The organism is Glutamicibacter sp. MOO4 (assembly GCF_056934395.1).
The window spans coordinates 2,265,760-2,289,191 of record NZ_CM167800.1 but is presented as its reverse complement, the minus strand read 5'-3'; the positions used below and the strand labels follow the sequence as shown (position 1 = coordinate 2,289,191).

Sequence of the window (23,432 nt, the reverse complement as noted above, 5' to 3'; positions counted from 1 at the left end):
CAGCATGGAATCGATCGTTGTCCTTGGCGGGGGTTTAGCCGCTGCAAGCGTCGTGAGCGAATTACGTGAGCGTGGTTATTCCGGGAAGCTGACTTTGATCAGTGATGAAACCGACTTGCCTTATGAACGTCCGCCGTTATCTAAAGGCTTCTTGCAAGGCAAGGAAGAGCCAGCGGACTTCATCGTTCATGACTCCACTTGGTACTCGGAACATGAGGTTACTCTGCGCCTGGGTGTGGCCGGGATCAGCATTGAAGCGGAACAGCAACGAGTACTGCTAGCGGATGGCGATTCGGTGAGCTATGACCATCTGGTTCTAGCCACCGGATCGCGGGCGAGCCTCGGGAAAGAGGCTCCGATTGCCGGCTATGACTTGCCTGGTGTGCACGTGTTGCGGACGCTGAATGACGCAAAGTCTCTGCGTGAGGACATCACTGAAGGAACGCAAGTAGCCGTGGTCGGCTCTGGCTGGATTGGTATGGAGGTCGCTGCCTCGGCGCGTCAGAGCGGAGCGCGGGTCACCGTGTATTCGCCTACCGACGTTCCGCTGAGTAAGGTTTTTGGCGAGCGCTTCGGAAACTATCTCTTGGAGCTACATCAACGTCACGGTGTCGATGTGCGTACAGCACGGGTACAGGGCATCGAACGAGCGGACGGGCATCTGCAAGTGTATTCGGATGCTGGATCCTCCCGTGCTGACGTTGTAATCCTAGCGATGGGTGCGGTTCCGAATCTGGAACTGGCTGAAACTGCGGGGTTGGACGTGGACGGTGGCGTAGTTGTTGACCAGAGCCTACGAAGTAGTAATCGACAGATTCTCGCAGTGGGAGATATTGCCCAAGCTTTTAACACACATCTCGATCGCCACCTGCGCGTAGAACACTGGGATAACGCAATACGCCAAGGGAAGCTGGCCGCCGCAACGCTCACCGGCGCTGATGAGTCCTCTGACTGGTTGCCGTACTTCTTTACAGACCAGTTTGATCTGGGTATGGAATATGTTGGCCACAGTTCACCGGATGACACAACGGTGATCCGTGGAGATACTGAATCTGGAGAATTCATTATATTCTGGCAGCACGGCCAGACGGTGACTGCTGCGGCCAACGTGAATATTTGGGACGTCAACGATACGTTGCGGACGCTGGTGGGGCGGAACATCGACGCGGAACGTTTGGCCGATGTGCAGATTGATTTGACGCAACTTTAGTTCGGGATTTTTGGTAAATACCGGTTCGTTAGAAAGCAGGAACAGCTGATGGGCACGATGGTTTTGGGTGTGGAACCTGGAATGAATGCAGCCGTGTTGGCGGCCGCTGGAAAGCTGGCGAGAGAATTGCATGCACGTCTGGTGTGCGTTTATGCAGACTCTGGACGGATCATGACGCAAAAGTTGGCCGCCGGAGACCTGTTAACCTCGGCGGGCAAAGTCTCAGAGGAACTAGCGTGGGAGATTTCCTCGGTGATTACTGGTGTCGAATTCGAAACCTACACAGTTGCTGGCGACCCAGCAAAGGTGCTCAGCGCAGTAGCCGAGCAACTTGATGCTCAAATGATTGTTGTCGGTACTCGAAGAGCTGGCTTGCGCAACAGAATGACTGAAATCATTGACGGCTCCATTGCCGTCACCTTGGCGCACAAACAGCTGCGCCCCGTATTGGTTATTCCTCGACAGCCTGAAGCTGCCGAAGATTTCTAGGACGACAATTCAAAATACAGATTTTCGTGGAGTTTGCAGCCGGGGTTGAATAGCGCTTGGCAGTGCGGGCATGAAGATGAAGCACGGTATTCATCAATGCTTAGTTCGCAGCGGCAAACTCCGCAGAGAACTGCGGGTTGATCAAACTTATCTGCCGGCCAAAGTTGGGCCGGATGATCAGCCAATTCGGCGTGGCAGAGGTGGCACGGGTAATAGGTATCGCAGCAGACGTGCTTGAGCGCAATCACGTCGTTGAGCTGATGATAGTGAGCGCATCTGGTTTGTTCATCCATCTGCACACCACGCAAATTCACGTTTATCGCCACGGGACCTCCTAAGAACTTGATGGCCTGTGCAAAAAAGCACGCCGAATGTGCACAATCTGTTTCCTACTATGCACCGTTGCGACTATCTTTGACGATGTGATCCGGTCATACTCTTGGTGAAGCTGGTTCCGATGGGGTGACTGGCAAGGGCGTTAGGAAATAAATCGTGGCCAGTGAAACGTCAACAAAATCTGAACGCAAGGGATTGCGCAGGGTAGTAGCGGCTTCCATGGCAGGAACTGTGGTCGAGTGGTATGAATTCTTCCTCTATGCCACCGCCGCCACTTTGGTATTCAACAAGATCTTCTTTCCAGACAACGGCAATGACCTCGACAACATCATCAAAGCCTTCCTCACCTACGCGGTGGGATTCATCGCTAGGCCAATCGGTGGCATTGTCTTTGGACACTTTGGCGACAAGTACGGCCGCAAGCACCTACTACAGGTGGCCATCGTCTTGGTCGGTGCAACGACCTTCTTGATGGGCTGCCTGCCGACCTTCCATTCAGTTGGCTACGCAGCACCAATCATGCTGGTCGCCTTGCGCTTCCTTCAGGGATTTGCTGTGGGTGGCGAGTGGGGCGGCGCGGTGCTGCTAGTAGCCGAACATGCTCCGAGTAAGGAACGTGGATTCTGGGCCTCCTGGCCACAAGCTGCTGTTCCAGTCGGAAACCTGCTGGCAACCGTGGTGCTGTTGGTTCTGTCTTCCACCTTGAGCGACGAAGCTTTCTTGGCCTGGGGTTGGCGTATCGGTTTCTGGCTTTCAGTAATTATCGTCATTGTTGGCTACTACATTCGTACTCGTGTTTCGGACGCACCAATTTTCCAAGAAGCAAAAGCTGAGCTGGAGCAGAATGCTGCCGTCGGCTATGGTGTCGGAGAAGTATTCAAGCGCTACCCACGCGGCGTCTTCACCGCAATGGGACTGCGATTTGGTGAGAACATCATGTACTACATGGTGGTGACCTTCTCGATCACCTACATGGCCACTCAGTTGAAGATGGTGACCTCAACCATCTTGGGCCTGATGCTCATTGCCCACGTCATTCACGCAATCTTGGTTCCGCTGGTTGGACGCTTCACCGATACCCGCGGGCGCCGTCCGGTTTATGCCACTGGCGTTATCCTCATGATGGTCTGGGGTGTAGTGGCATTCCCAATGTTCAACACTGCCAACCTTGGCATCATCCTTGCCGCTATCGTGCTGGGACTTGCGATACACGCACTGATGTATGCTGGCCAGCCAGCCATCATGGCTGAAATGTTCCCAACCCGCATGCGCTACTCAGGTGTTTCCTTGGGCTACCAGGTCACCTCGATCGTGGCCGGTTCCATGGCACCGATCATCGCTACCTGGCTACTGAAGGTCTACGGATCTTGGGTTCCGGTGGCTGGTTACATTGTCTTCGCAGCACTGGTCACCTTGGTCGCAGTCTTCTTCATGCGTGAAACCAAGGGAACTGACTTGAGTGCCATTGACGAAGCGGACCGTTTGGCTACTGATGGTGAGGTTGAAGTAGCAAAGCATTTGAAGATGCAGAAGTAACAGCTTCTTCGATAGCCAAGAAGGTGGTCAGTTCATCACAGAGCTGGCCACCTTCTGTTTTTCTATTGCGTAGGTGCGGAGAACCCAGCGGAGCTTTCCGGGGCGCGGGCGTAGACTTTTCGTCTGGGAAAAACACGTCCAAGGAGAAAAAGATGCAACCGTGCCGACTGTATATTGTGGGCGCCAGCGGATCAGGAACAACGACGCTAGGTAGGGCCGTGGCCACTGCTTGGTCGGTGCCTCATGCTGATTCGGATGACTACTTCTGGCTCCCCAGCGATCCGCCCTACGTTCAAGCACGGCCCGTCAAAGATCGGGTGGTTCTGATGCTTAGCATGTTTGTGCCACGCGCCGCCTGGGTCTTATCAGGCTCGGTTAATGGGTGGGCAGATTTGGTCTTACGACAATGTGATGCCGTGGTCTTTTTGTCCTTGGACCCTGCGGTGCGCCTCAGCCGGACCAGGCAACGCGAATTGATCCGTCGTGAGGGGGAGGATATCGACAGTGCTGCCTTTGACGAATTTATGCACTGGTCCCAAAGTTACGACGATCCACAATTTCACGGTCGAAACCGGGCTAAACATGAAGCGTGGTTGGATACGTTGAATTGCCCTGTACTGCGCCTTGATAGTTCGCGCAGCGTGCCAGAGCTGTGTGAAGCGGTGCTTAGTTGGGAGCCTGCTCAGGGAACGGAAGAATAAACCAATCCCCATTGGCTGCTGCATCATTCAGCGCTCGAACGGTCGCCTGCACGGCCTTGCTGCGCAGAGCTTCCTCGCGGCCGACAAGCCAATATTCCGAGAGATAACTGAACTGATCGTGCAGCACCGGAATCAGATTCGGGTAATGCTTAGATAAGAAAACGGGGAGTAATCCGAGACCAGCATGATTCATTGTTGCTGCGTACTGCACGGCAATGCTGGTCGAGGAAATTGCTCGCCGCATAGGCGGTAGATGACTGGTCGCCTCGTCGAGCTTGTCCACGGTCAGAGCGGTGTCGATGTAGTAGTTCAGGCTATGCCTAGCCAGCTCTGAAAGTTGTTGCGGAGTTCCATGGACTTCTAGATATTCGGCGGTAGCGTATAGTCGCAATTCATAGTCCATGAGTTTTGTGGAAGCCGCTTTACGGACGTTGGGCTGTCCAATGACTATTTCCAAATCCATGCCGGTGCGAGTCTGCCGCGCACGCGTGGTTTCCGAAACAATTTCAAAAACCAACTGCGGATGACGGGCCTGCAACTTAGCCAAAGCAGGGGCAGCAAGATGAGCGCTGAACGCATCAGGCGCTGCCAAGCGCACGTGACCGGCGAGCGCTGGGGAATCGTCCTCGGTGCTGATCGCTGCTACCGCCTGCTCGATGGCCTCGGCACTGGCCATGGCATGGCGTCCGAGGTCCGTTAGTTCCCAACCGTTGGGTGTCTGTGTCAGCAGGTGGCCGCCCATGGCCTTTTGCAGGGCGTCGATGCGCCGGGAGATTGTCGAGTGGTTCACCCCGAGTACAGCTGCCGCTGCGGTGTAGCGACCCAAGCGTGCCACGGTGAGCAAAGCAATGAGGGATTCGAGGTGGCGGTAATCGATCTGACGGTCCATAGAACCAGTCTGCCATGGGCAGTGTGCGCCAGCGCACACTGCCCATGCGCAATTAGATTGCTCCCAAACATTGAGTGCCCCTAGCAGAGCAACCTACTCTGGCTTGAGAAGACAAAACTCAATGGTGAGGGGATATTCGATGAGCACGTACGCATGGATTGGTCTAGGCAATATGGGCGGACCGATGACCGCCAACCTCGTTGCAGCAGGTCATCAGGTGCTGGGCTTTGATCTCAACGAGGATGCCTGCAATACCGCGGCCCAAGGCGGGGTACAGATCACCAGTTCGGTCCTCGAAGCCATTGATGGTGCCGAAGTAGTCTTCACTATGCTGCCCAAGGGGCAGCACGTGCGCTCGGTGTATGAAGGTGAGGCAGGAATCTGGGCCAACTCCACCAAGGACATGTTGCTCATTGATTCCTCTACCGTGGACATCGAAACTTCACGCTATATCCATGAAGGTTCTACCCAACGTGGTTTGAACTTTGTTGATGCCCCAGTCTCTGGTGGCATTTCCGGGGCAGCTGCAGGAACCCTGGCCTTCATGCTTGGCGGTGCGCAAGAACTCATGGAGCGGGCAACCAACTATATTGCCCCGATGAGTGGGCGGACCATCATCGCAGGTACGGCCACTATGGGCATTGCCGCCAAGATCTGCAACAACATGATGCTCTTTATTGATCTGATGGCTAGCGCCGAAGGCTCTCAGCTGGCCGAAAAGCTCGGACTGGAACCCAAGGTGTTCTGGGAGATCGCTTCGGTCTCGTCGGGCAAATCCTGGGCGCAACAAACCTGGTACCCGGTCCCGGACATTATCGACACTGCCGCGGCCAACAATAATTTTGAGGCCACCTTCCGTGCGGATCTAGCGCGCAAAGATATCGGCCTTGCCTTAGATGCCGGGGAAAGCACCGGGGTGAGCTTGCCGGCGGCGACACTAGCCCGGGAACAATTTGATGAGCTAATTGCCCAAGGGCTGGGGGATAAGGACTGCTCGTTGATCGTCAAAAACCTCTTGCCTGACGGTGCGGTCCGCGGGTGGAACCCAGAGCAGGCAGGCTAAGGGTGCGCTTGATCCAGGCCGCCGTTCTTGAACAACGAGAGAATCAGCAACCCTACGCCGAACACCAACCGCTTTCATTGCGTGAAGTGCAGCTTGATGAACCTGGTCCTGGCGAAGTGCTGGTGCGCATCAACGCCGCGGGGTTATGCCATTCTGATCTATCGGTGATTGATGGCAACCGGCCACGGCCTCTACCTATGGTGCTTGGACATGAATCGGCGGGCATTGTGGAACAGGTCGGTGCCGGGGTGCAGCTGGCAGTGGGCCAGCAAGTCATTTCGGTGTTCCTGCCACGCTGCGAGAAGTGCCAAGCCTGCGCCACCGGAGGAAAGCTACCCTGCACTGCCGGTACCGAAGCCAATACCGCAGGAACGTTGCTCACTGGCACTCGCCGGCTGCAGATGGATGGCCAGGGGGTGCACCACCATCTGGGTGTCTCTGCCTTTGCTACTTATGCCGTGATGGATGCACGCAGCGTGGTGCCGGTAGGAGCTGATATTCCCGCTGAAGTAGCTGCCGTACTTGGCTGCGCGGTACTCACAGGTGGCGGGGCCCTGCGCAATGCAGCCAAAGCTACGGGTGCAGAAGATGTTGCGATCGTTGGGCTCGGCGGAGTAGGCATGGCCGCTTTAGTGGTGGCAGTAGGTCAACGCACCACAGGCAAGATTCTGGCGATAGATGCCAATGAAGACAAATTGACCACAGCCTTGGAACTAGGTGCTGACGAAGCCTGTACACCGCAGGACCTTTCCGGGCGTAGCGCCAGCATCGTGATTGAAGCTGCGGGACACCCACGAGCTTTTGAAACCGCGCTGGCCGCTACCGCTGTTGGCGGGACGCTGGTGACCGTGGGGCTTCCTGCACCAGGGGCGATGAGCAGCATTGAACCACTGTCGCTGACGGCTGGGGCAAGAACCATCATCGGCAGCTACATGGGCTCAGCCCTTCCAGCCAACGACATTCCCTGCTACGAAGGCTTATGGCGCGCAGGAAAACTGCCAATCGAGAAGTTGGTGCGTACCCGGCCGATGGCGCAGATCAATGAGGCGTTAGATGAATTGGCTCAGGGGCGTTCAGTTCGCCAAGTACTGCTGCCTTGACCAGTAGGATTGAGGGGTGACTGATTCGACCGCCGGTCCACGAGCACTGGCAACTCTGACCGACATCCGGGTGTTTGATTACCTGTGCACCGCACCGGCGACGCGCACCCAGATTTCTGCCGACCTTGGCATCTCCAAACCCACTGCTTCTCAAGCGATCTCACGATTGCAGGAGAACGGTTTGGCCCTGGCCATTGACCGTCCCTCTGAAACGAAGCGCGGACGTACCCCAGAACGCTACGCGCTACGCGCCGAGTTTGGTCACCTGCTCGCATTGTGCCTGCAAGCCGAATCCTTGCAGGTTCGCGCCACCGATCTGGCGGGCAACATTTTGGTGGATCGGCTCTACGCTTTGACCCCGCACAGTAGCGCCGAAGAAGTCGAAAAGATGGCGGCCACGGAGATCACCCGGGTACACAAGCAGTTGCGCTCGCCGTTGCTTGCTGCTGCAGTCAGTCAGGCAGCTCCGGTGCTCCGTGAGGATTCAGAACGCGTAGTTCCCACCGAGATTTTCCCTGCCTCAGGCGCCAACTTGGCTGGACTCTTTGATCAGAAGACGCCAGTGGTTTTGGACAATGACGTGAACTGGATGGCGGTAGCCGAAGCCGAGAACAGCGACGGCTCACTAATGATGCTCTACATCGGTGCCGGTCTTGGTGCTGGATTGGTCATTGACGGAAAGCTTCATCGCGGACGTCACGGTACTGCCGGCGAACTGGAGAACCAGCTGCTCGGTGAAAAGAACCTACGCGAAGTATTGGGTGAAGCTGGCATGTTCCAGACCCGCGTGCTCTGGGAGAAGCTGGCAGATCAGCGCACGTGGAAACCTTTCCTGAGGCCACTGAGCCAGGTGGTGGCGAATTTGGTCGGTTTTGTTGACCCGCAACAGCTGGTCGTTAGTGGGCCTGCGGTCACCGAAGAATTGTGCCAAGCACTGGCTGACGAGGTTAATGATCGATTGCTGGTTCCAGTGCATGTTCATTCTTCTGCACTCGGAGCCCAGGCTGCCGCACATGGAGCCATTGCTGGTGCGCGCGAAGTCGCATTAGATAAACTTTGGGAAAACTACCGCGAACGTTGACCAAACGGCGGAACCAATATATCGTAAAGAGTCCTTAAAATTTCTTTGCACCGCTGGGGAGAATCCTGATGGCATCATCTGACGCATCGGCAAGTAAGTCGCAGTACGCTGCCATCGGCCTTGACATGGGCGGATCTTCGATCAAGTACGCCTTGGTCGGTACCGACGGAAAACTTGTCGAAAGTACCGTGAATAAGGCGACCACCCCAGAGGGTGCTCACCCAGATGCTGTGGCCGAAGTTATGGCGCAGATCATCATCGATTTGCAGAAGGTCACCGGCGAGGATCTTGCCGGCATTCCCGTGGGAGTCACCGTGCCAGGCATCGTCATTGACGGTGTAGTGCACTCGGCAGCAAACATCGACAAGGCATGGATCGGCCTTGACGCCACCACCATGCTCGGCAAAGTCTTGGGCCGCGAAGTCCACGTGCTCAACGATGCAGATGCCGCAGGCGTAGCTGAAGTCTTTGCTGGCGCAGGTTCCAAGGACGGCATTCCACTCAAGGGCAGCACCTTGTTGCTGACCCTGGGCACCGGAATCGGTTCAGCATTCTTCCGTGATGGTGTGCTCTTCCCTAACGTGGAATTTGGCCACCTAGAAATCGACGGATTTGATGCTGAAAGCAAGGCAGCCGCACGCGTTATGCGCGAAGAGGACCTGAGCTGGGAGCAGTACATTCAGCGACTGCAGCGCTACCTGTCGCACGTTGAATTCTTGTGCAGCCCTGACTTGATTGTCATTGGCGGCGCAATCTCCGAGGACCACGAGCACTTCTTGCCTAAGCTGGAGTTGCGCGCAAAAGTTGTGCCTGCGCAATTCAACAACGCCGCCGGAGTGTTGGGCGCAGCGCAGCGCGCCATGCATCCAAACAACTAAGGAACTAATGCATACCATTGACCCGAACGCCCAAATTAAGCTCGTTGCCGTTGACATGGACGGCACCTTTTTGGACGGAGACGGTCAAATCCCGGATGACGCTTGGGGCGTGATTGACCAGCTTCAGGCTCGCGGCATCAAGTTTGTGCCCGCCTCAGGCCGGCAGTTCGCCACCCTGCGCGAGCAGTTCGCGCAGCTCGGCGAAATCGCCATCATTGCCGAAAACGGCACCGTGGTGATGGATGGCGACAAAGAAATCTACTCCAACATCATCGATTCGGCATCTGTGGATGCGGTCATTGATGCGGTCCGAGCACAAGAAGCGCTGGATGCTGGATTGGTGTTGTGCGGACGACGTACTGCCTATGTTGAACGCAATGACGAAGAATTCATGCAGGCAGTCGCACCGTACTACCGTGCAGTTGAGGTCGTTAAAAACCTCAATGACGTTGATGATGAAATCATCAAGATGGCAGTGAACGTTGGCACCAGCAAGGTCCAAGAAATGGCTGATGTGCTTGATGTTCCGCTGCAGGTTGTCATCTCTGGAAGCCACTGGGTTGACGCCATGAACCACGGTGTACACAAGGGACTAGCTCTTGGTGCGCTGCAAAAGGAACTAGGCATCAACGACGACGAAACTGTCGTGTTTGGTGATTACCCTAATGATCTGGAAATGATCAAGGCAGCCACCTACTCCTTCGCCATGGCCAACGCCCACCCCGACGTTGCCGCGGCCGCGAACTTCACGGCCCCAGCCAATACCGAACACGGTGTGCTGCAGGTCTTGCGCGCCTACCTTGACGGGCGCACAGCCCTCTAGCGCCCCAAGTAGTGCATTAATCCTGCCACCGCAGCACGAACTCCGGTATCCAGAGCTCCACGGTATTCCGGCAGGAAGAACGGCGAATGGTTGACCGCAGGTGAAGTATCTTGTGGGTCAGCGCCGCCAAACATCCAAAAGACATTGGGCACGCCGATGGCATCGGCCAGTGCGCCAAAGTCTTCGGATCCCATCGCTGGGGGAGCCAAGCGGATCTGATCTTCTCCGAACTCTTCACCAAATGCCGGTACCAGCTGTTCGGTGTGCTGCGGATCGTTGTAAAGACGAGGGAAAGTATACAACTCGGTGATCTTCGTTTGTGGCGCATCGGATACCTCAGCTTCTGCATTGATGATGCGAGTGACAGCGGCAAGCACCTTGGCACGTACCGGGTCGGTAAGCGTGCGGATATTTAAGGTGAACACCGCGGAATCTGGAATGATATTTTCCTTCAGCCCAGCGTGGAAGGAACCACAAGTCACCACGGCAGAATCCAATGGGTTGAGCTCGCGTGAGGTGATGGTCTGCAATCGGGTAATGATGTTGGCGCCCAGCACTATCGGATCAATAGAATCCTGCGGCTGGGATCCGTGGGCTTGTTTGCCGTAGAGGGTCACCTCCAAGGAGTCGGCCATCGCCATGGCAGATTCAGGGGTCACCGAGATCGTGCCGGTGGCAAAGGGGAAAACATGCTGGCCCAGCACCACCTGCGGAAGTGGAACCTTCTCCCATAATCCGTCGGCCACCATGGCGCTAGCTCCGGCGCTGGTTTCCTCACCCGGCTGGAAAATGAAGATGACGGTGCCCTGCCACGAAGTGGAACTGCGGACCAAGATTCGTGCCGTAGCCAGCGCACTGGCCCTATGGGTGTCGTGCCCGCAGCCATGCATCACCGGTACCTCGGTGCCGTCGGAAAGCGTGCCGCGTGCGGTCGAAGCATAGTCGACCTTGGTGTCCTCCTGGATGGGCAATCCATCACTATCGGCCCGGAAAGCCACCACTGGTCCCCGACCATTTCGCAGGATGCCCACCACACCGGTGCCCCCGCACCGGAAGTTTTCGATGCCCATATCGGTGAGCTGTGATTCGATGAAGCTGGCGGTATTGTGCTCCTGCATCGACAGTTCCGGACTCTGGTGCAGGTGCAGGTAGTCCTGGTGTAGTTTGTTGGTATCGATCTCGGTGAGCTGAAGTGTGGTTTGCACGGGGAGTACCTCTTAGCTTTCTGAAGTGTAGGTTTTCTTGCGGTCGCGCAATACCCAGGAAAAGGCGGTGGAGCAGATAACCACGATGGCGGTAGCGAACATCGCCAAGGATGGGGCTAGAGGGACAAACACAAAGGTCATCAGCAGCGCTAATACGATGGCAATCACGGTGGGTCGCAACGACTTCATCGCCACAATGCTCTGGACCAATACCGCCCCCATCAGTGACGGCAGAATGTACAGTCGGGCCGCGTCGGTGATCTCTGCGGGAATCAGCGAAACCAGCCACGTTCCCAGCAGACCTACCAGAAGCAGCAAGCTGGTCAGGTGCACCGTTGCCGCACCACAGATAGCCATCACCGCAGCCAAGTCCCCGCGTTTGGTGCCAGGCTTGGCACCAATGGTGGACTGAGCAACGATGGCCGCTGGCAGTAGCTTATTGGAGATGTTGCCGATCATGAACGCCTGGTACATGGCAGCAGATCCAAGAATCGGGAAGTACGTCAGTGGCTCGACAATCCAGAGCACTCCAAAGGTTCCGGCCACGGCGAGGAACGCCACCCAGACCATGGACCCGGTGATCTCCAGTCCGCTGAAGAACGCAATGTAAATCGGACCAATCAGTGATAGCACCAGTCCAATGATCATGGTGTTTCGACCATAGCGGCTGGTTTGCTTTTCAAAGCGCTCGATCGAGGCATCAGCGCTGGAAAGTTGTGGTGTCGCAGTCATGATGATTCCTTAAACGGTATGCAAGAAATAGGCGGCAATAATCGAGACGACGATGGAAATACCCAACGCCCATTCCTTCAGCCATTTGAGCTGAAGCGTCTTGGCCAGATAGAGGCACAAGCCCATCATGGCCGCGGAGATGAAGACCAGAATCATGTGGACGTTGGACTTTTGGCAGTTCGGCGATGGTCAACGCGCTGAAAGCCCCGAGCAGAGCTGCGGTAGGCACCAGAGCCATCACCGCAGGGTTACGTTTGGCTAGATTATTTCCACCTTTTTTGAGCAGTGGAGTCATGATCAAGGTGCAGATCATCCATATTGCACCGGAAAGGCTCATGGCCATAAAGGCCACACCGAAGACCTGCTGGGTGTAAGTCTCACCGCCGAGGGCAGCTCCCATGGTGCTGGCCGAAATGCTGGCTGAGCCGGTTTCTGCAGCGGCCGATCCGATCAACCCGATGCGTACCAAAACGGTTGGGGTGCCGAAAAGCGCCAACAATGCGATGGCTACTAGCACCACGGCGAGGGATGGGCCGATGGACGCAACAGCGCCAGCACGGAAGGATTCCTTGACTTCCGCCAAGGGCATGTCCACATGCGGTGCTGCCTTTTTTACGGCCCTTTTGTAGAGCACGCACTGTACAAAGATGACTGCAAAGACACCTAGTGCGCTGAGCCGAAGTACTGGGGAGTTGGCAAGTGCCCAGATGTCTGTGGAACCCGGATCACCTGCCGCCATAATCTGTTGCGCTTTCATTAGCGCTCCTTGCCCTGCGAACCATTGATATGAGGCACGTCTCTGTGGGTCTCAACGATCCGCTATCACAGTACAGCTGACAAGATCTGAAAGGTTTAGCCAGATTCTTGTCTAAACACCCAGTTTGATGCGCAGTTCTCACCTGAAAATGGAGGAAATCGCGCCATTTCAGTTGAAACAAAATGGTATCTAGGCGCCAAAGTGATTGCTTATTGGGGAGTTTGGCCTGAAATTTGAATCTATGGCTGATATTCAAGTATTGGGTGAAGTGGAACGACGTATCGTCGTTCCGCTTCAGGTAGATGGCAGAGCAACATGGCGAAAGATTGCCAAAGTCATTGGTGAACCGGAAAGAACGGTCGCCCGCTATGGTTCAGCATTGTTAGATGAAGGCAAGGTCAAAGTTGCAGCCATCGCTCATCGTTAGGCCGCGGTCATTGCTTCACTCAAGTGCGCGCCTGGAACTATACCTGTAGCCAGTGAAGCCATCTCGCAGCGCTCAGATACTTCATTCACTTACATGGTTACCGGCGAGAGTGACGTGGTTAGCGAACTACATTATGACGGTGGGCTTGAAGACATTCTGACCTTGCAATTGCCGGCAACACCCGGACTGAGCAGCATTCAGATTTATCCGATTCTGAAATACTTCAAGACTGTTCGAGCGTAGAGGGCAGGATCGCTCAGCGATGCTCAGGAAGCCGCGCTCACTCCCAGCGCAGGTGGGGAACTCACCACGTGGAATCCTGCCGATGGCATGACCGATATTGATCGCTTGATTGTTGAGGTCCTGCGCAACAGTGGCCGGGCAAGTATCGACAGCATTTCTCGGCAGGTGAGGATGAGCGAAACTTCGGTTTCGCGCCGAGTGGACGCCCTGCTACGAGGAGAACATATCAGTATTCGCACGTTGGTTGATCCTGCGCTGATGGGGTTCCAAGTCGAAGCACTATTGCGGATTCAAGTTTCACCAGCCAGCGTGGACGCGGTCGGGAATATGCTCAAAACGTTGCCACAGGTCCGCTATGTAGTGGCAGTGGCTGGAGACGCTCAGCTGCTGGTAGAGGTCACTGTTGCTAGTCAGCGGGATCTTTACGAATTCATTGCCGCCACCGACTGGGGCGAGATGGTCCAGCTGCGCACTTCAATGGTGCTCGGAGCGCGCAAGCGTGGTGGACGAATGGTCGAAGAATTACGTTATAGGTAAGAGCGTAGCGTCAAATACGGCACTACAAAGGTCAAAATCTAATGAATGAGCCCCGCCACTCCAGCGTTCACCTGTGACTAGGTGAGAGCTGAAGGTGCGGGGCCAACGGAAGTGAAAAAATTTCAGATCATGGCAAGGCTTTATCCGGAGACGGTGGACGCAAAATCTGTCTCTTGGAATTCAAAGCCTGCGTGGGCAAGAACTTCGCTGGTGACCTTGCGTCCGGTCAATGCAACGCGTGCGTTGGAGCCCATGACCGCGGCACCAATCTTTGGCAGTACCGAGCCGGTAGGAATTCCTGGCAAGCCAGCGACGGAGCGTAGCGCCGCCATCACCTCAGCATTACGCAGCGGCGTAGGACTGGCGGCATGTACCAGTCCGGCAGGGATCTGCGGGGTTTCAAATCCAAGCATGCACCGAATGACCCGAAGCCAGTCCTGCAAGCCAATCCAGCTGAACCACTGTTGTCCGTCGCCCATGCGTCCGCCAAGACCGGTATTCACCAACATATTCAGTGGGCCAAGCAGCGGTGCATCGGGGTGCATCACCAACGAGGTGCGCAGTACATAACGCTGTGCTGCATTTACGCCAGCTTCGTCAAAGGCCTGTTCCCAGGCAGAGGCGACACCGGTCATCTCCGGCAGCGCGCGGCGGTCCGTTGGTAGCGGACTGGACTCGGTGAGATCCGCTTCGCCGGCATCCCCGAAGATTGCGGTGGTGCTGGACTGAATCCAGGTAGCTAGTTGGGGTGCGGAAGCTGCGGCATGCGCCAACGTCTGGGTGGTGGTCACACGCGAGTCAGTCAGCGCTGCGATATTTGCCGGAGTATTGCGCTTGTCCACTCGCTCACCAGCAAGGTTGATCAGATGCACCGGATGCTCACTATGAAGCACTCGGGTCCATGGACCTTGATGGACGCCGTCCCAGGTATATTGCTCTGCGGGGAAATTTTCTGCGGTTTTGCGGGTGAGCACAGCTACCGAGATGCCACGGCAAATCAGATCAGCCGCGAGGTTTCTACCCAGGAAGCCTCGGCCGCCTGCAATAACCACTTGGGCGTCTTTCTTGCGGTGAGCTGTCGGAGCGGTGATCTTATACAGTCGTGCTGCAGCTACCGCGAAGTCTTTGCATAAGGCATTGGCCACGGTGAATTTAAACGCGGTAGTACCGGGGCCGGAGAGGTTCACGGTGAAGTGCAACAGGGCGCCGCCCTCATGCTCATCAACCTGCCAGCGTAGGCTCATGGAGCCACCGGGCTGCGGCTGCGTGAACTCAACCATGCGGGTCTGGTGATTGCGTCGAGTGATCGTGCCGGTGGGCGCAGTATTCCGGTGTAACGGGCCAAAGATCTTGCCAGGAGGTAGAAGATCTACTTTGGTTCCGACGCCGCGCTGGTCGTCATGAACCACAAATCCGTCGAAGCTCTTCATCCATTGGCCGGTCTGCGACAGGTTGCCAACAATCGAATAGACGGCGTTGGGGTCGGCGGCCAGGAACTGGGTTTCGGTGCGCTGCCAGTGGGTATATTTATTCTGGGTGCTCATCGTGCTTGTTCCTTCCAGCTCGGTACATCGGGCATAGCTCAAGGCTACTGGGCGCGGCTATGTTTTCTACGTGCGACATCGGTGTGTGAAGGGCATGAAAAAGCTCCCCGTATCCTCAAACCGTGAAGGTAACGAGGATAGGGGGAGCTAGATCAACTAGTGCTTAGGCAGTGACCTTTGCGCCGACTTCCTTTTCCATCTCGCTGAATTCTGCGTCGATGGTTGGGTTCGGACGGTAGGTGGCTCGCGAGACGAGCCAAGCAACCACCAAGGCAACGATGAAACCTGGAACGATTTCGTACATGGCCGAGGAGAGCGGCTTGATGTTGCCCCAGATGAAGACCACGACTGCACCGGAAACCATGCCGGCGAAACCGCCAACGGCAGTGAGCTTGCGCCAGTACAAGGCCAGCAAGACGATCGGGCCGAAGGCCGCGCCGAAGCCTGCCCATGCGAAGGATACGAGATCCAGGATGGAGGAGTTCGGGTTCAATGCCAGCACCGCTGCCACGACGGCAATGAGCAGAACGCCTGCTCGGCCGAGGTTTACCAGTGCCTTCGGCGAGGCCTTTCGGCCGGTGATGTTGTAGAGGTCTTCCACCAGTGCCGAGGAGCAAACGATCAGCTGCGAGGACATGGTGGACATGATCGCTGCCAGCACTGCGGCCAGTACCAGTCCGGCAATCAGCGGGTGGAAGAACGTCTGGCTCAGCAGCAGGAAGACGGTTTCGCTGGTCGACTCATCCAGTGGATTATCTGCGAAGTGCGCGACACCGATGAACGCGGTGAGCACAGCGCCCAGAGTGGTCAGGAACATCCAGCCAATGCCGATGCGGCGAGCGGTCTTGGCCTCGGCAGGGGTTCGCAATGCCATGAAGCGCACGATGATGTGCGGCTGGCCGAAGTAGCCAAGGCCCCACGCTGCGGTGGAGAAGATGGCTACGGCCGCGAGGATCGCGCTGTTGTCGTTGAAGGACGAGAACAGGTTGAACGCATCGGGATTCATCTCGGTGATCTTGGAACCGATATTCCCGATGCTGCCCATATTGATCACTGCAACGATTGGAACCGCGATCAGCGCGGCGAACATCAAGACGCCCTGGACCATGTCGGTCAGCGATGCGCCGAGGAAGCCGCCGAAGAGGGTGTAGAGCAGGGTAATGACGGCAACGACGAACATGCCGGTGAGGTATGGCCAGCCGAAGGAAGCCTCGAAGAACTTGCCAGCGGCCACCATGCCCGAAGAAACATAGAAGGTGAAGAACACCAGGATGATCACGGCGGAGCCGATGCGCAGCAGGTGCGCATTATCCTTCAGGCGCTTCTCAAAGAAGCTCGGAATGGTGATGGCGTTCTCGGAGATCGCGGTGTAGGAACGTAGTCGCGGAGCGACATACTTCCAGTTCAGCCATGCACCGATCAGCAGGCCGATGGCAATCCATGCTTCGTGCAGGCCGCCGAGGTAGATGGCTCCGGGAAGACCCATCAGCAGCCAGCCGGACATGTCGGAGGCGCCGGCGGAAAGGGCTGCTACCCATGGCTTCAGGCCACGGTCAGCGAGCATGTAGTCGTCAATGTTGTTGGTTCGGCGATACGCGATATAGCCGATGCCAAGCATGGCGGCCATATAAATTGCGATCGCAATCATCTGGAAAGTCTGGTCGGACATTATTCCTCATTACCGTTGCTGTCCCGAAACGTAGATTGTGTTCGGGACGCGGATTCAAGTGGTGCGCGTCACCACTATGACACGAAAGGTCTGGTTTCCCGCAAGTGTCATAACAGTTGTGATGGTCGATACTTCTATTCGACCGTATCGAAATCTTTGGGCGTAGCCAAAATTACAGAGTTGTTTGCGTCACTCATTCCCGGTTGTGCATGGAGCATATTGCGCACGGCCTGAATGCCCGGGGATTTGGTGGATGAATGCCGCATGGCGGTGAAAATGGTGCGGGCTGGGGCGCCGGGGAGATCCACGGTACGCAGGGTGTGCTGGTTGGAACGCAACACTAAATCCGGCAACATGGCAACAGCATTTCCAGTTTGAACCAGTTCCACGTGCGCCTGCAGGTCGGCGGTTTCGTACCGCAGATCCGGTTCAAAACCTGCCAGTCGGCAAGCCTGCAATGCCCAATGGCGGCTGGCGGCGCCATCGGGTTCAACCACCCACGGCAAGCTGGCCGCATGTTCCAACAAAGTGACTCGATCAAAGTCTTCATTGCCAACCGAGCCTAAGACTGGCAGGGCCAAACGAATCGGGTCATGAGTCAATACCCTGCGGTCAAGGTTGGAATAGTGTGGGGCCGAGTGTCCTGAATATTGCTCAGCGACCACCAGGTCAAAGCTTCGACTGCTGGTTTCTTCCAGCGCGTCAGCCGGTTCTTGCTGGCTCATTTCAACCCGCAGCTGAGGATATTTTTGGCGCAGTTCGCGCAGCACCGGTGGCATGAGTGCGAGCATGGCGGTTTGGAAAACGGCCAGTCGTACGGTGCCAGCAACTGAGGACATGGTGCCAGCCAAATCTGCTTCGGCCTGTTCCATGGCTTCAAGCAAAGTTTCGGTGTGGGCCACCAAAAGCTGCGCCTGGGCGGTGAGCTTCAGGGTGCGGCCGGTGCGTCGAAGCAGTTGCACTCCGGCCTCGGCTTCCAACTGACTAAGCTGCTGCGAAACCGAGGAAGGAGAGTAGCTCAGCGAATCGGCTACTTCGGCAATGGTTCCGCGGATGCTTAGCTCGCGCAACAGTCGTAATCGTCGCAGTTCAAGCACGGGTTTTCCGCCGTTCGGTCGCGTTTCAAAAGATGCGTAAAGATACATTAGCAAACCCGAACAAATATCTTCGGTTTTGTTCACTTTTGCTTAACGCAACTTAGGTTCATACTCGAAATTGCACACAGCTAATTTGTTCGGGAACACAGCAATCGCTACCCGCCAAAAAAGCCATAACGACTTACGCGTTCGGTGCCGAACCAAGACTGAAATAATTTGCATCGAAGGGACCAATAAGTGTCTTCTCTCTCCACCCAGCACACCGTGCTAGCAGCAGTAGATGTTGATGGCAATCCGCTCACCTCACCGGCAGATCTTGCCGATGAAGTTATTGCCTTGGTGCGCCGTTGGCTCACCGAAGCAGCCGACTATCCGGTGGACGCAGCGGCTGCCCGACTGGCAGGTGTGCTCAAAGATCCCAACGGCCTGGACTTCACCGTGGGATTTGTTGACGGCGTTATTCGCCCTGAAGATCTCAACGTTGCCGCAGCCAACCTGAAGAAGCTGGCACCAAAGGTTCCAAGCTTCCTACCTTGGTACATGCGCAAGGCCGTGGGTCTCGGTGGAGCCATGGCGCCGGTAGTGCCTCAAATCGTTGTTCCTATCGCGCGCAAGGTTTTGCGCGAAATGGTGGGACACCTGATCATTGACGCGTCCGAAGCCAAACTGGGCGGAGCAATCAAGAAGATCAAGCGTGACGGGGTGAACCTGAACGTGAACCTGCTGGGCGAGGCCATCTTGGGCGAGGGCGAAGCCGCCCGCCGTCTTGAAGGAACCACCACCCTGCTTGAACGCGATGACGTGGACTACGTCTCCATCAAGGTTTCTTCCACTGTCGCCCCGCACAACCACTGGGCCTTTGATGAAGCGGTGGAGCACATTGTTGAAAAGCTCAGCCCGCTGTACGCACATGCGATCAGCAACCCTAAGAAAAAATTCATCAACCTGGACATGGAAGAGTACAAGGATCTTGAGCTGACCATTGCGGTCTTCACCAAGATTCTCTCGAAGCCAGAGTTTAAAGATTTGCCGGCCGGTATCGTCTTGCAGGCCTACTTGCCAGATGCCCTCTCGGCAATGATTCAGCTGCAGGAATTTTCCGCAGCACGTGTAGCCGACGGCGGAGCGCCAATCAAGGTGCGCGTGGTCAAGGGCGCTAACCTGCCGATGGAAACCATGGAAGCTGACATCCACGGCTGGCCACTGGCTACCTGGCACAGCAAGCAAGACTCGGACACCAGCTACAAGTCCGTTCTGGAATACGCCTTGCGCCCAGAGCACGTGAAGAACGTACGTATCGGCGTTGCCGGACACAACCTCTTTGATGTTGCCCTAGCTTGGCTACTGGCCAAGTCCCGCAATGTCACGGACGGCATTGAATTTGAAATGCTCCTTGGCATGGCCACCGGCCAGGCCGAAGCGGTGCGTAAAGAAGTCGGCTCCCTGCTGCTGTACACCCCGGTAGTGCACCCACAGGAATTTGACGTTGCAATCGCTTACCTGATTCGCCGCCTTGAAGAAGGCGCAAGCCAAGAAAACTTCATGTCTGCGGTCTTTGAACTCTCAAAGAATGAACAGCTTTTTGAACGTGAAAAGAACCGTTTCTTAGCTTCCTTGGACGCACTGACCGATGTGGTTCCTGCACCACACCGCGTACAGGACCGAAACATTGAAGATCCAGCCTTGGCGCAGCGCGTTGCTGGTTTTGCCGATGGAACCACCGAATTCTTCAACACCCCGGATACCGACCCGGATCTTTTGCAAAACCGAACCTGGGGCCGCGAAATTCTCTCCAAGATGCGTGACTCCTCGCTGGGCAAAGACTTGGTCAAGGCGAACACCATCAACGCCGCCGGCGAATTGGATGAAGCCATCGCCATGGGTGTTGATGCTTCGCAGGCTTGGCAGGCGCTGGGATCAGCAAAGCGTGCCGATATCCTGCACCGCGGTGGACTGCTCTTTGAAGAGCGTCGCGCCACCTTGCTGGAAGTTCTTGGCTCCGAGTGCGGCAAGACCATTGACCAAGGTGACGTTGAAATCTCTGAGGCCATCGACTTTGCCCACTACTACTCGCAGCTTGGCCGCGAACTGGACTCAGTGGACGGCGCAGAATACGTACCATCCAAGCTGACCGTGGTGACTCCACCATGGAACTTCCCGATGGCCATTCCTGCAGGTTCAACCCTTTCGGCGTTGGCTTCCGGCTCGGCAGTGATCATCAAGCCAGCGACTCAGGCAGCTCGTGTTGGTTCGGTTATGGTGCAGTGCCTGTGGGACGCTGGCGTGCCAAAGGATGTACTGCAGCTTGTCTTCGTGGGTGATCGTTCGTTGGGTCAGCAGTTGGTTTCCGATGAGCGAGTAGATCGTTTGATCCTCACCGGTGGTTACGAAACCGCAGAACTCTTCCGTTCTTTCCGCAAGGACCTGCCACTGTTGGCTGAGACCTCGGGTAAGAATGCCATTATTGTTACCCCAAATGCAGACCTTGATCTAGCTGCCCGCGATGTAGTGCAGTCGGCTTTTGGTCACGCCGGACAGAAGTGCTCAGCGGCCTCGCTGGTAGTTCTGGTTGGATCGGTTGCTGACTCACGTCGGTTTAACAACCAGCTGATCGATGCGGTCAAGTCGCTGAAGGTTGGCTACCCGTGGAACCCTGAATCGCAGATGGGCCCGTTGATCGATGAACCCGGCGAGAAGCTCAAGCGCGGTTTGACCACCTTGGGAGACGGTGAGCGCTGGGCAGTTGAGCCAAAGCAGTTGGATGACTCCGGCAAGCTCTACTCTCCCGGTGTGCGCTACGGTGTGCAACGTGGCAGCGAATACCACAAGACCGAATACTTCGGCCCAATTCTTGGTGTGATGACCGCGGCGACTCTGGAAGAGGCAGTGGAAATCGTCAACGAGGTGGACTACGGACTGACCTCGGGACTGCATTCCTTGGACCGTGGCGAGATGGCTTACTGGATGGATAACATCCAAGCAGGCAATATCTATGTCAACCGTGGCATCACCGGTGCTATCGTTCAGCGTCAGCCATTTGGTGGTTGGAAGAAGTCCGCTATTGGTGCAGGCACCAAGGCCGGCGGCCCTAATTACCTGATCGGTATGGGTAGCTTCAAGGATGCTCCGGTGAAGGACACCGCTGCTTTGTCTCGCTTTGATGAGCGACTACTCGCAGCGGCCGAGCTGGATGAGTCACAGCTGCAGTGGCTGACCGCTGCTTTGGGCAGTGACAAGTACTGGTGGAACGCTGAGTTCAACAAGGCCAAGGACCGTTCCGGTCTGCAGGCTGAGCGCAACGTTTTCCGCTACTGCTCGGTGGATGTCACCGTGCGCTTTGAGCAAGAAACCAGTGGCCATGGTTTGGCTGAGGCTTTGCGCGTTGTTGCTGCCGGCGTCACCGCAGGCTCCCGCGTATACCTCTCGGTGGATGCGCAGCTTTCAACGCAGGTTCGTGGCTTGCTGGCTGAACACTCGGTGACCGTGGTGCGTGAAACCAGCGACCAGTTTGCTGCTCGGGCTGCCAAGCTTGCGGCGAAGACCGGTCCGGATTCGGCAGCTCGGATCCGTTTGATTGGTGGATCGATCAAGGCGGTTGCCGAGGCAACCGACGGCAAGCCAGATGTCGCCATCTACGCTTCGCCAGTGACCGGTGCCGGGCGAGTAGAGCTACTGCCATTCCTGCACGAGCAGGCAGTATCTATTACCGCCCACCGTTTTGGTACGCCAAACCACCTCAGTGACGGTTTGGTCTAAGCGCTCATAACAAGAACTACGGACGGCACCTGCCCAAGGCAGATGCCGTCCGTAGTCTTATGTGGACGTTATTTCTTGAGGGGCTTGTACTTGGCCATGTAGAAATCGGCCAATGCAGCAAGCACCGCTGGTACTACATAGCGGGCCATGCTCACCAAGACAAAGGTAGTAAGGGATCCGTGATCCGAGGTCACCGTTGCCTGCGCGAGGAATCCTAGGCCAACGGCCGAGAAAAGACCGATGATCCATCCAGCAAGCTGGCGTGAGCGCAAAGTAAACCAACCGGCCAGGGCGAGCACTGGTAGCAGTAAGCCCCACACGGTGAAGTAGCCACTGAACTGGCCGGTGAGATCAAGCGCGGAAACCAGGAACCAGTCACCGTATTCGACAGTGTCCAAGACGGGTAACTTCAGCAAGATATCCAAGATCTGTGAGAGCAGAACCAGTGCCATGGCGAAGATCTTGGTGTCCTTGCGACCAGGCAGTAGCCAGAAGCTAGATATGGCCAGAACACGGATGACCCAAAGCGCCACAATGATCAGCAAGCTTCCGCCAGTGACATAGTGCGCTGTGGCCAATAAGGTGGATCCGGCAATGCCGACAATCAAGGCGAGCCAGACTCCAATAAGTCGGGCTGGCAGTTGAATCAGTGGTTTTTCTTCGCTCACTTGGTCAAGTCTAATAATGCTCGCTGTGCAAGCGCTGTTCTGCGTCATGGCTGGCGGCTGGGTGTGCAGCGTACCCAAGGGAAATTTCAGAGAACAGCGGACTAGGCAGAAAAGTTACTGAGCGGTAATGTGATGGTATGCACATGATCTTCAGAATTCTTATGCTCTTTGTTAACAGCAAAAAGTCCAGCAAGCTCACCATGTTTGATACCAGCTCCGTGCAAATGCGAGCCACACTGACCGACATCGACTTTGCTGGGCATATCAATAACGGAATGTACTTCTCGATCTTTGATTTGGGTCGTTTTGATCTGATGTTCCGCTCCGGGGTCTGGGACATCATGCGCAAGAACAAATGGACGCCAGTGGTTCAGACCGAAACCATTACCTTCCGTAAGTCTGTGCGCTTGGGAACCAAATTCTCGCAGGAGACCAAACTGCTGGGGCTAGATGACAAGTGCATCTACTTCGAACAGCGCATTGTCGTTGACGGAGAAATCTACGCCCGCGGTTACATTGCCACCCGCATGACCTCAAGCAAGGGTGCAGTATCCAACGAGCAAATCCTCGCCGCCGTAGGCTTGGATGTTCCTGAAGACCGTGTAGTTCCAGAATGGTTGCACCAGTGGCGCGAACAAGGAGCACTGCCCGGCTCGCGCAAACCGGCACCACATAACTGGGTGGGCTAGAA

General features: G+C 56.1%; 21 protein-coding genes and 1 pseudogene. 13 read left to right on the top strand and 9 right to left on the bottom strand.

Annotated elements, in window-relative coordinates; translation table 11 throughout:
• Positions 1 to 4: 4 nt before the first annotated feature.
• Both AC1Z3F_RS10685 and AC1Z3F_RS10680 read left to right on the top strand, forming a co-directional pair.
• Entirely contained in the window at positions 5 to 1,210 is a 1,206-nt protein-coding gene (locus AC1Z3F_RS10685) for an NAD(P)/FAD-dependent oxidoreductase (protein ID WP_483565680.1), read from the top strand.
• Between the two features lie 48 nt (positions 1,211 to 1,258).
• A complete protein-coding gene (locus AC1Z3F_RS10680) occupies positions 1,259 to 1,699 on the top strand; it encodes a universal stress protein (protein ID WP_131089071.1) in 441 nt (146 codons plus the stop codon).
• On the opposite strand, the gene AC1Z3F_RS10675 is transcribed toward AC1Z3F_RS10680, so the two are convergent.
• On the bottom strand, positions 1,696 to 2,025 hold the full coding sequence (locus AC1Z3F_RS10675) for a CHY zinc finger protein (protein ID WP_315973780.1): 330 nt from the start codon (positions 2,023 to 2,025) through the stop codon (positions 1,696 to 1,698). The genes AC1Z3F_RS10680 and AC1Z3F_RS10675 overlap by 4 nt on opposite strands.
• A gap of 166 nt (positions 2,026 to 2,191) precedes the next feature.
• Here AC1Z3F_RS10675 and AC1Z3F_RS10670 point away from each other — a divergent pair, with 166 nt between their 5' ends.
• Together AC1Z3F_RS10670 and AC1Z3F_RS10665 are read left to right on the top strand one after the other, a co-directional pair.
• Positions 2,192 to 3,571 carry an MFS transporter gene (locus tag AC1Z3F_RS10670; protein ID WP_278184784.1) on the top strand — a complete coding sequence of 460 codons (1,380 nt, stop codon included), beginning with the start codon at positions 2,192 to 2,194 and terminating at the stop codon, positions 3,569 to 3,571.
• A gap of 152 nt (positions 3,572 to 3,723) precedes the next feature.
• Complete coding sequence (locus AC1Z3F_RS10665; RefSeq protein WP_483565679.1) at positions 3,724 to 4,272, top strand: P-loop NTPase family protein; 549 nt, start codon at positions 3,724 to 3,726, stop codon at positions 4,270 to 4,272.
• On the opposite strand, the gene AC1Z3F_RS10660 is transcribed toward AC1Z3F_RS10665, so the two are convergent.
• The gene (locus tag AC1Z3F_RS10660; protein WP_131089069.1) at positions 4,238 to 5,161 is read right to left on the bottom strand and encodes a LysR family transcriptional regulator; all 924 of its coding nucleotides are present in this window, start codon (positions 5,159 to 5,161) and stop codon (positions 4,238 to 4,240) included. The two genes, AC1Z3F_RS10665 and AC1Z3F_RS10660, sit on opposite strands and share 35 nt — an antisense overlap.
• Before the next feature lie 139 nt (positions 5,162 to 5,300).
• Between AC1Z3F_RS10660 and mmsB the strand changes: the two genes are divergently transcribed.
• The 5 genes from mmsB to AC1Z3F_RS10635 all read left to right on the top strand — a co-directional run bounded on the left by mmsB (position 5,301) and on the right by AC1Z3F_RS10635 (position 10,106).
• The gene (gene mmsB, locus AC1Z3F_RS10655) at positions 5,301 to 6,224 is read left to right on the top strand and encodes a 3-hydroxyisobutyrate dehydrogenase (protein WP_131089068.1); all 924 of its coding nucleotides are present in this window, start codon (positions 5,301 to 5,303) and stop codon (positions 6,222 to 6,224) included.
• 2 nt (positions 6,225 to 6,226) lie between these two features.
• Entirely contained in the window at positions 6,227 to 7,324 is a 1,098-nt protein-coding gene (locus AC1Z3F_RS10650; RefSeq protein ID WP_483565678.1) for an alcohol dehydrogenase catalytic domain-containing protein, read from the top strand.
• Positions 7,325 to 7,340: 16 nt separating this feature from the next.
• Complete coding sequence (locus AC1Z3F_RS10645) at positions 7,341 to 8,405, top strand: ROK family transcriptional regulator (RefSeq protein ID WP_131089066.1); 1,065 nt, start codon at positions 7,341 to 7,343, stop codon at positions 8,403 to 8,405.
• A gap of 68 nt (positions 8,406 to 8,473) precedes the next feature.
• Positions 8,474 to 9,283 (top strand): polyphosphate--glucose phosphotransferase, encoded by an 810-nt coding sequence (gene ppgK, locus AC1Z3F_RS10640; RefSeq protein ID WP_131089065.1) that lies wholly within the window; start codon positions 8,474 to 8,476, stop codon positions 9,281 to 9,283.
• 7 nt (positions 9,284 to 9,290) lie between these two features.
• Positions 9,291 to 10,106, top strand: coding sequence for an HAD family hydrolase (locus tag AC1Z3F_RS10635; RefSeq protein ID WP_483565677.1), 816 nt, complete (start codon positions 9,291 to 9,293; stop codon positions 10,104 to 10,106).
• Here the strand turns inward: AC1Z3F_RS10635 and AC1Z3F_RS10630 are convergent.
• From AC1Z3F_RS10630 to AC1Z3F_RS10620, 3 genes and pseudogenes are all read right to left on the bottom strand, one after another.
• Complete coding sequence (locus tag AC1Z3F_RS10630) at positions 10,103 to 11,311, bottom strand: amidohydrolase (RefSeq protein WP_483565676.1); 1,209 nt, start codon at positions 11,309 to 11,311, stop codon at positions 10,103 to 10,105. The genes AC1Z3F_RS10635 and AC1Z3F_RS10630 overlap by 4 nt on opposite strands.
• A gap of 12 nt (positions 11,312 to 11,323) precedes the next feature.
• On the bottom strand, positions 11,324 to 12,043 hold the full coding sequence (locus AC1Z3F_RS10625) for a hypothetical protein (protein ID WP_483565675.1): 720 nt from the start codon (positions 12,041 to 12,043) through the stop codon (positions 11,324 to 11,326).
• Between the two features lie 9 nt (positions 12,044 to 12,052).
• Positions 12,053 to 12,800, bottom strand: a pseudogene (locus AC1Z3F_RS10620) (DUF5058 family protein).
• A gap of 241 nt (positions 12,801 to 13,041) precedes the next feature.
• On the opposite strand from AC1Z3F_RS10620, the gene AC1Z3F_RS10615 reads away from it, so the two are divergent.
• Both AC1Z3F_RS10615 and AC1Z3F_RS10610 read left to right on the top strand, forming a co-directional pair.
• A complete protein-coding gene (locus tag AC1Z3F_RS10615; protein ID WP_483565674.1) occupies positions 13,042 to 13,227 on the top strand; it encodes an AsnC family protein in 186 nt (61 codons plus the stop codon).
• Positions 13,228 to 13,557: 330 nt separating this feature from the next.
• The gene (locus AC1Z3F_RS10610; RefSeq protein ID WP_483565673.1) at positions 13,558 to 14,007 is read left to right on the top strand and encodes an Lrp/AsnC family transcriptional regulator; all 450 of its coding nucleotides are present in this window, start codon (positions 13,558 to 13,560) and stop codon (positions 14,005 to 14,007) included.
• 140 nt (positions 14,008 to 14,147) lie between these two features.
• Here the strand turns inward: AC1Z3F_RS10610 and AC1Z3F_RS10605 are convergent, their stop codons facing one another.
• The 3 genes from AC1Z3F_RS10605 to AC1Z3F_RS10595 form a co-directional block, all read right to left on the bottom strand.
• Entirely contained in the window at positions 14,148 to 15,551 is a 1,404-nt protein-coding gene (locus tag AC1Z3F_RS10605; RefSeq protein ID WP_483565672.1) for an NAD-dependent epimerase/dehydratase family protein, read from the bottom strand.
• A gap of 163 nt (positions 15,552 to 15,714) precedes the next feature.
• The gene (gene putP, locus AC1Z3F_RS10600) at positions 15,715 to 17,220 is read right to left on the bottom strand and encodes a sodium/proline symporter PutP (RefSeq protein WP_483565671.1); all 1,506 of its coding nucleotides are present in this window, start codon (positions 17,218 to 17,220) and stop codon (positions 15,715 to 15,717) included.
• A 134-nt stretch (positions 17,221 to 17,354) separates the two neighbouring features.
• Positions 17,355 to 18,317, bottom strand: a complete 963-nt coding sequence (locus AC1Z3F_RS10595; protein WP_483565670.1) for a LysR substrate-binding domain-containing protein — start codon at positions 18,315 to 18,317, stop codon at positions 17,355 to 17,357.
• Between the two features lie 237 nt (positions 18,318 to 18,554).
• Here AC1Z3F_RS10595 and AC1Z3F_RS10590 point away from each other — a divergent pair, with 237 nt between their 5' ends.
• On the top strand, positions 18,555 to 22,073 hold the full coding sequence (locus AC1Z3F_RS10590; RefSeq protein ID WP_483565669.1) for a bifunctional proline dehydrogenase/L-glutamate gamma-semialdehyde dehydrogenase: 3,519 nt from the start codon (positions 18,555 to 18,557) through the stop codon (positions 22,071 to 22,073).
• 68 nt (positions 22,074 to 22,141) lie between these two features.
• Here AC1Z3F_RS10590 and AC1Z3F_RS10585 read toward each other — a convergent pair whose 3' ends face one another.
• Positions 22,142 to 22,741, bottom strand: coding sequence for a hypothetical protein (locus tag AC1Z3F_RS10585; protein ID WP_131089057.1), 600 nt, complete (start codon positions 22,739 to 22,741; stop codon positions 22,142 to 22,144).
• Between the two features lie 137 nt (positions 22,742 to 22,878).
• Between AC1Z3F_RS10585 and AC1Z3F_RS10580 the strand changes: the two genes are divergently transcribed.
• Positions 22,879 to 23,430, top strand: a complete 552-nt coding sequence (locus tag AC1Z3F_RS10580) for an acyl-CoA thioesterase (protein WP_131089056.1) — start codon at positions 22,879 to 22,881, stop codon at positions 23,428 to 23,430.
• Positions 23,431 to 23,432 lie beyond the last annotated feature (2 nt).

Excerpts from the sequence above, each read along its gene's own strand:
- AC1Z3F_RS10685 (WP_483565680.1), top strand. The coding sequence starts at position 5 with ATGGAATCGATCGTTGTCCTTGGCGGGGGTTTAGCCGCTGCAAGCGTC.
- AC1Z3F_RS10680 (WP_131089071.1), top strand. The coding sequence starts at position 1,259 with ATGGGCACGATGGTTTTGGGTGTGGAACCTGGAATGAATGCAGCCGTG.
- AC1Z3F_RS10665 (WP_483565679.1), top strand. The coding sequence starts at position 3,724 with ATGCAACCGTGCCGACTGTATATTGTGGGCGCCAGCGGATCAGGAACA.
- AC1Z3F_RS10660 (WP_131089069.1), bottom strand. The coding sequence starts at position 5,161 with ATGGACCGTCAGATCGATTACCGCCACCTCGAATCCCTCATTGCTTTG.
- mmsB (WP_131089068.1), top strand. The coding sequence starts at position 5,301 with ATGAGCACGTACGCATGGATTGGTCTAGGCAATATGGGCGGACCGATG.
- ppgK (WP_131089065.1), top strand. The coding sequence starts at position 8,474 with ATGGCATCATCTGACGCATCGGCAAGTAAGTCGCAGTACGCTGCCATC.
- AC1Z3F_RS10635 (WP_483565677.1), top strand. The coding sequence starts at position 9,291 with ATGCATACCATTGACCCGAACGCCCAAATTAAGCTCGTTGCCGTTGAC.
- AC1Z3F_RS10625 (WP_483565675.1), bottom strand. The coding sequence starts at position 12,043 with ATGACTGCGACACCACAACTTTCCAGCGCTGATGCCTCGATCGAGCGC.
- AC1Z3F_RS10615 (WP_483565674.1), top strand. The coding sequence starts at position 13,042 with ATGGCTGATATTCAAGTATTGGGTGAAGTGGAACGACGTATCGTCGTT.
- AC1Z3F_RS10610 (WP_483565673.1), top strand. The coding sequence starts at position 13,558 with ATGACCGATATTGATCGCTTGATTGTTGAGGTCCTGCGCAACAGTGGC.
- AC1Z3F_RS10605 (WP_483565672.1), bottom strand. The coding sequence starts at position 15,551 with ATGAGCACCCAGAATAAATATACCCACTGGCAGCGCACCGAAACCCAG.
- putP (WP_483565671.1), bottom strand. The coding sequence starts at position 17,220 with ATGTCCGACCAGACTTTCCAGATGATTGCGATCGCAATTTATATGGCC.
- AC1Z3F_RS10580 (WP_131089056.1), top strand. The coding sequence starts at position 22,879 with ATGCACATGATCTTCAGAATTCTTATGCTCTTTGTTAACAGCAAAAAG.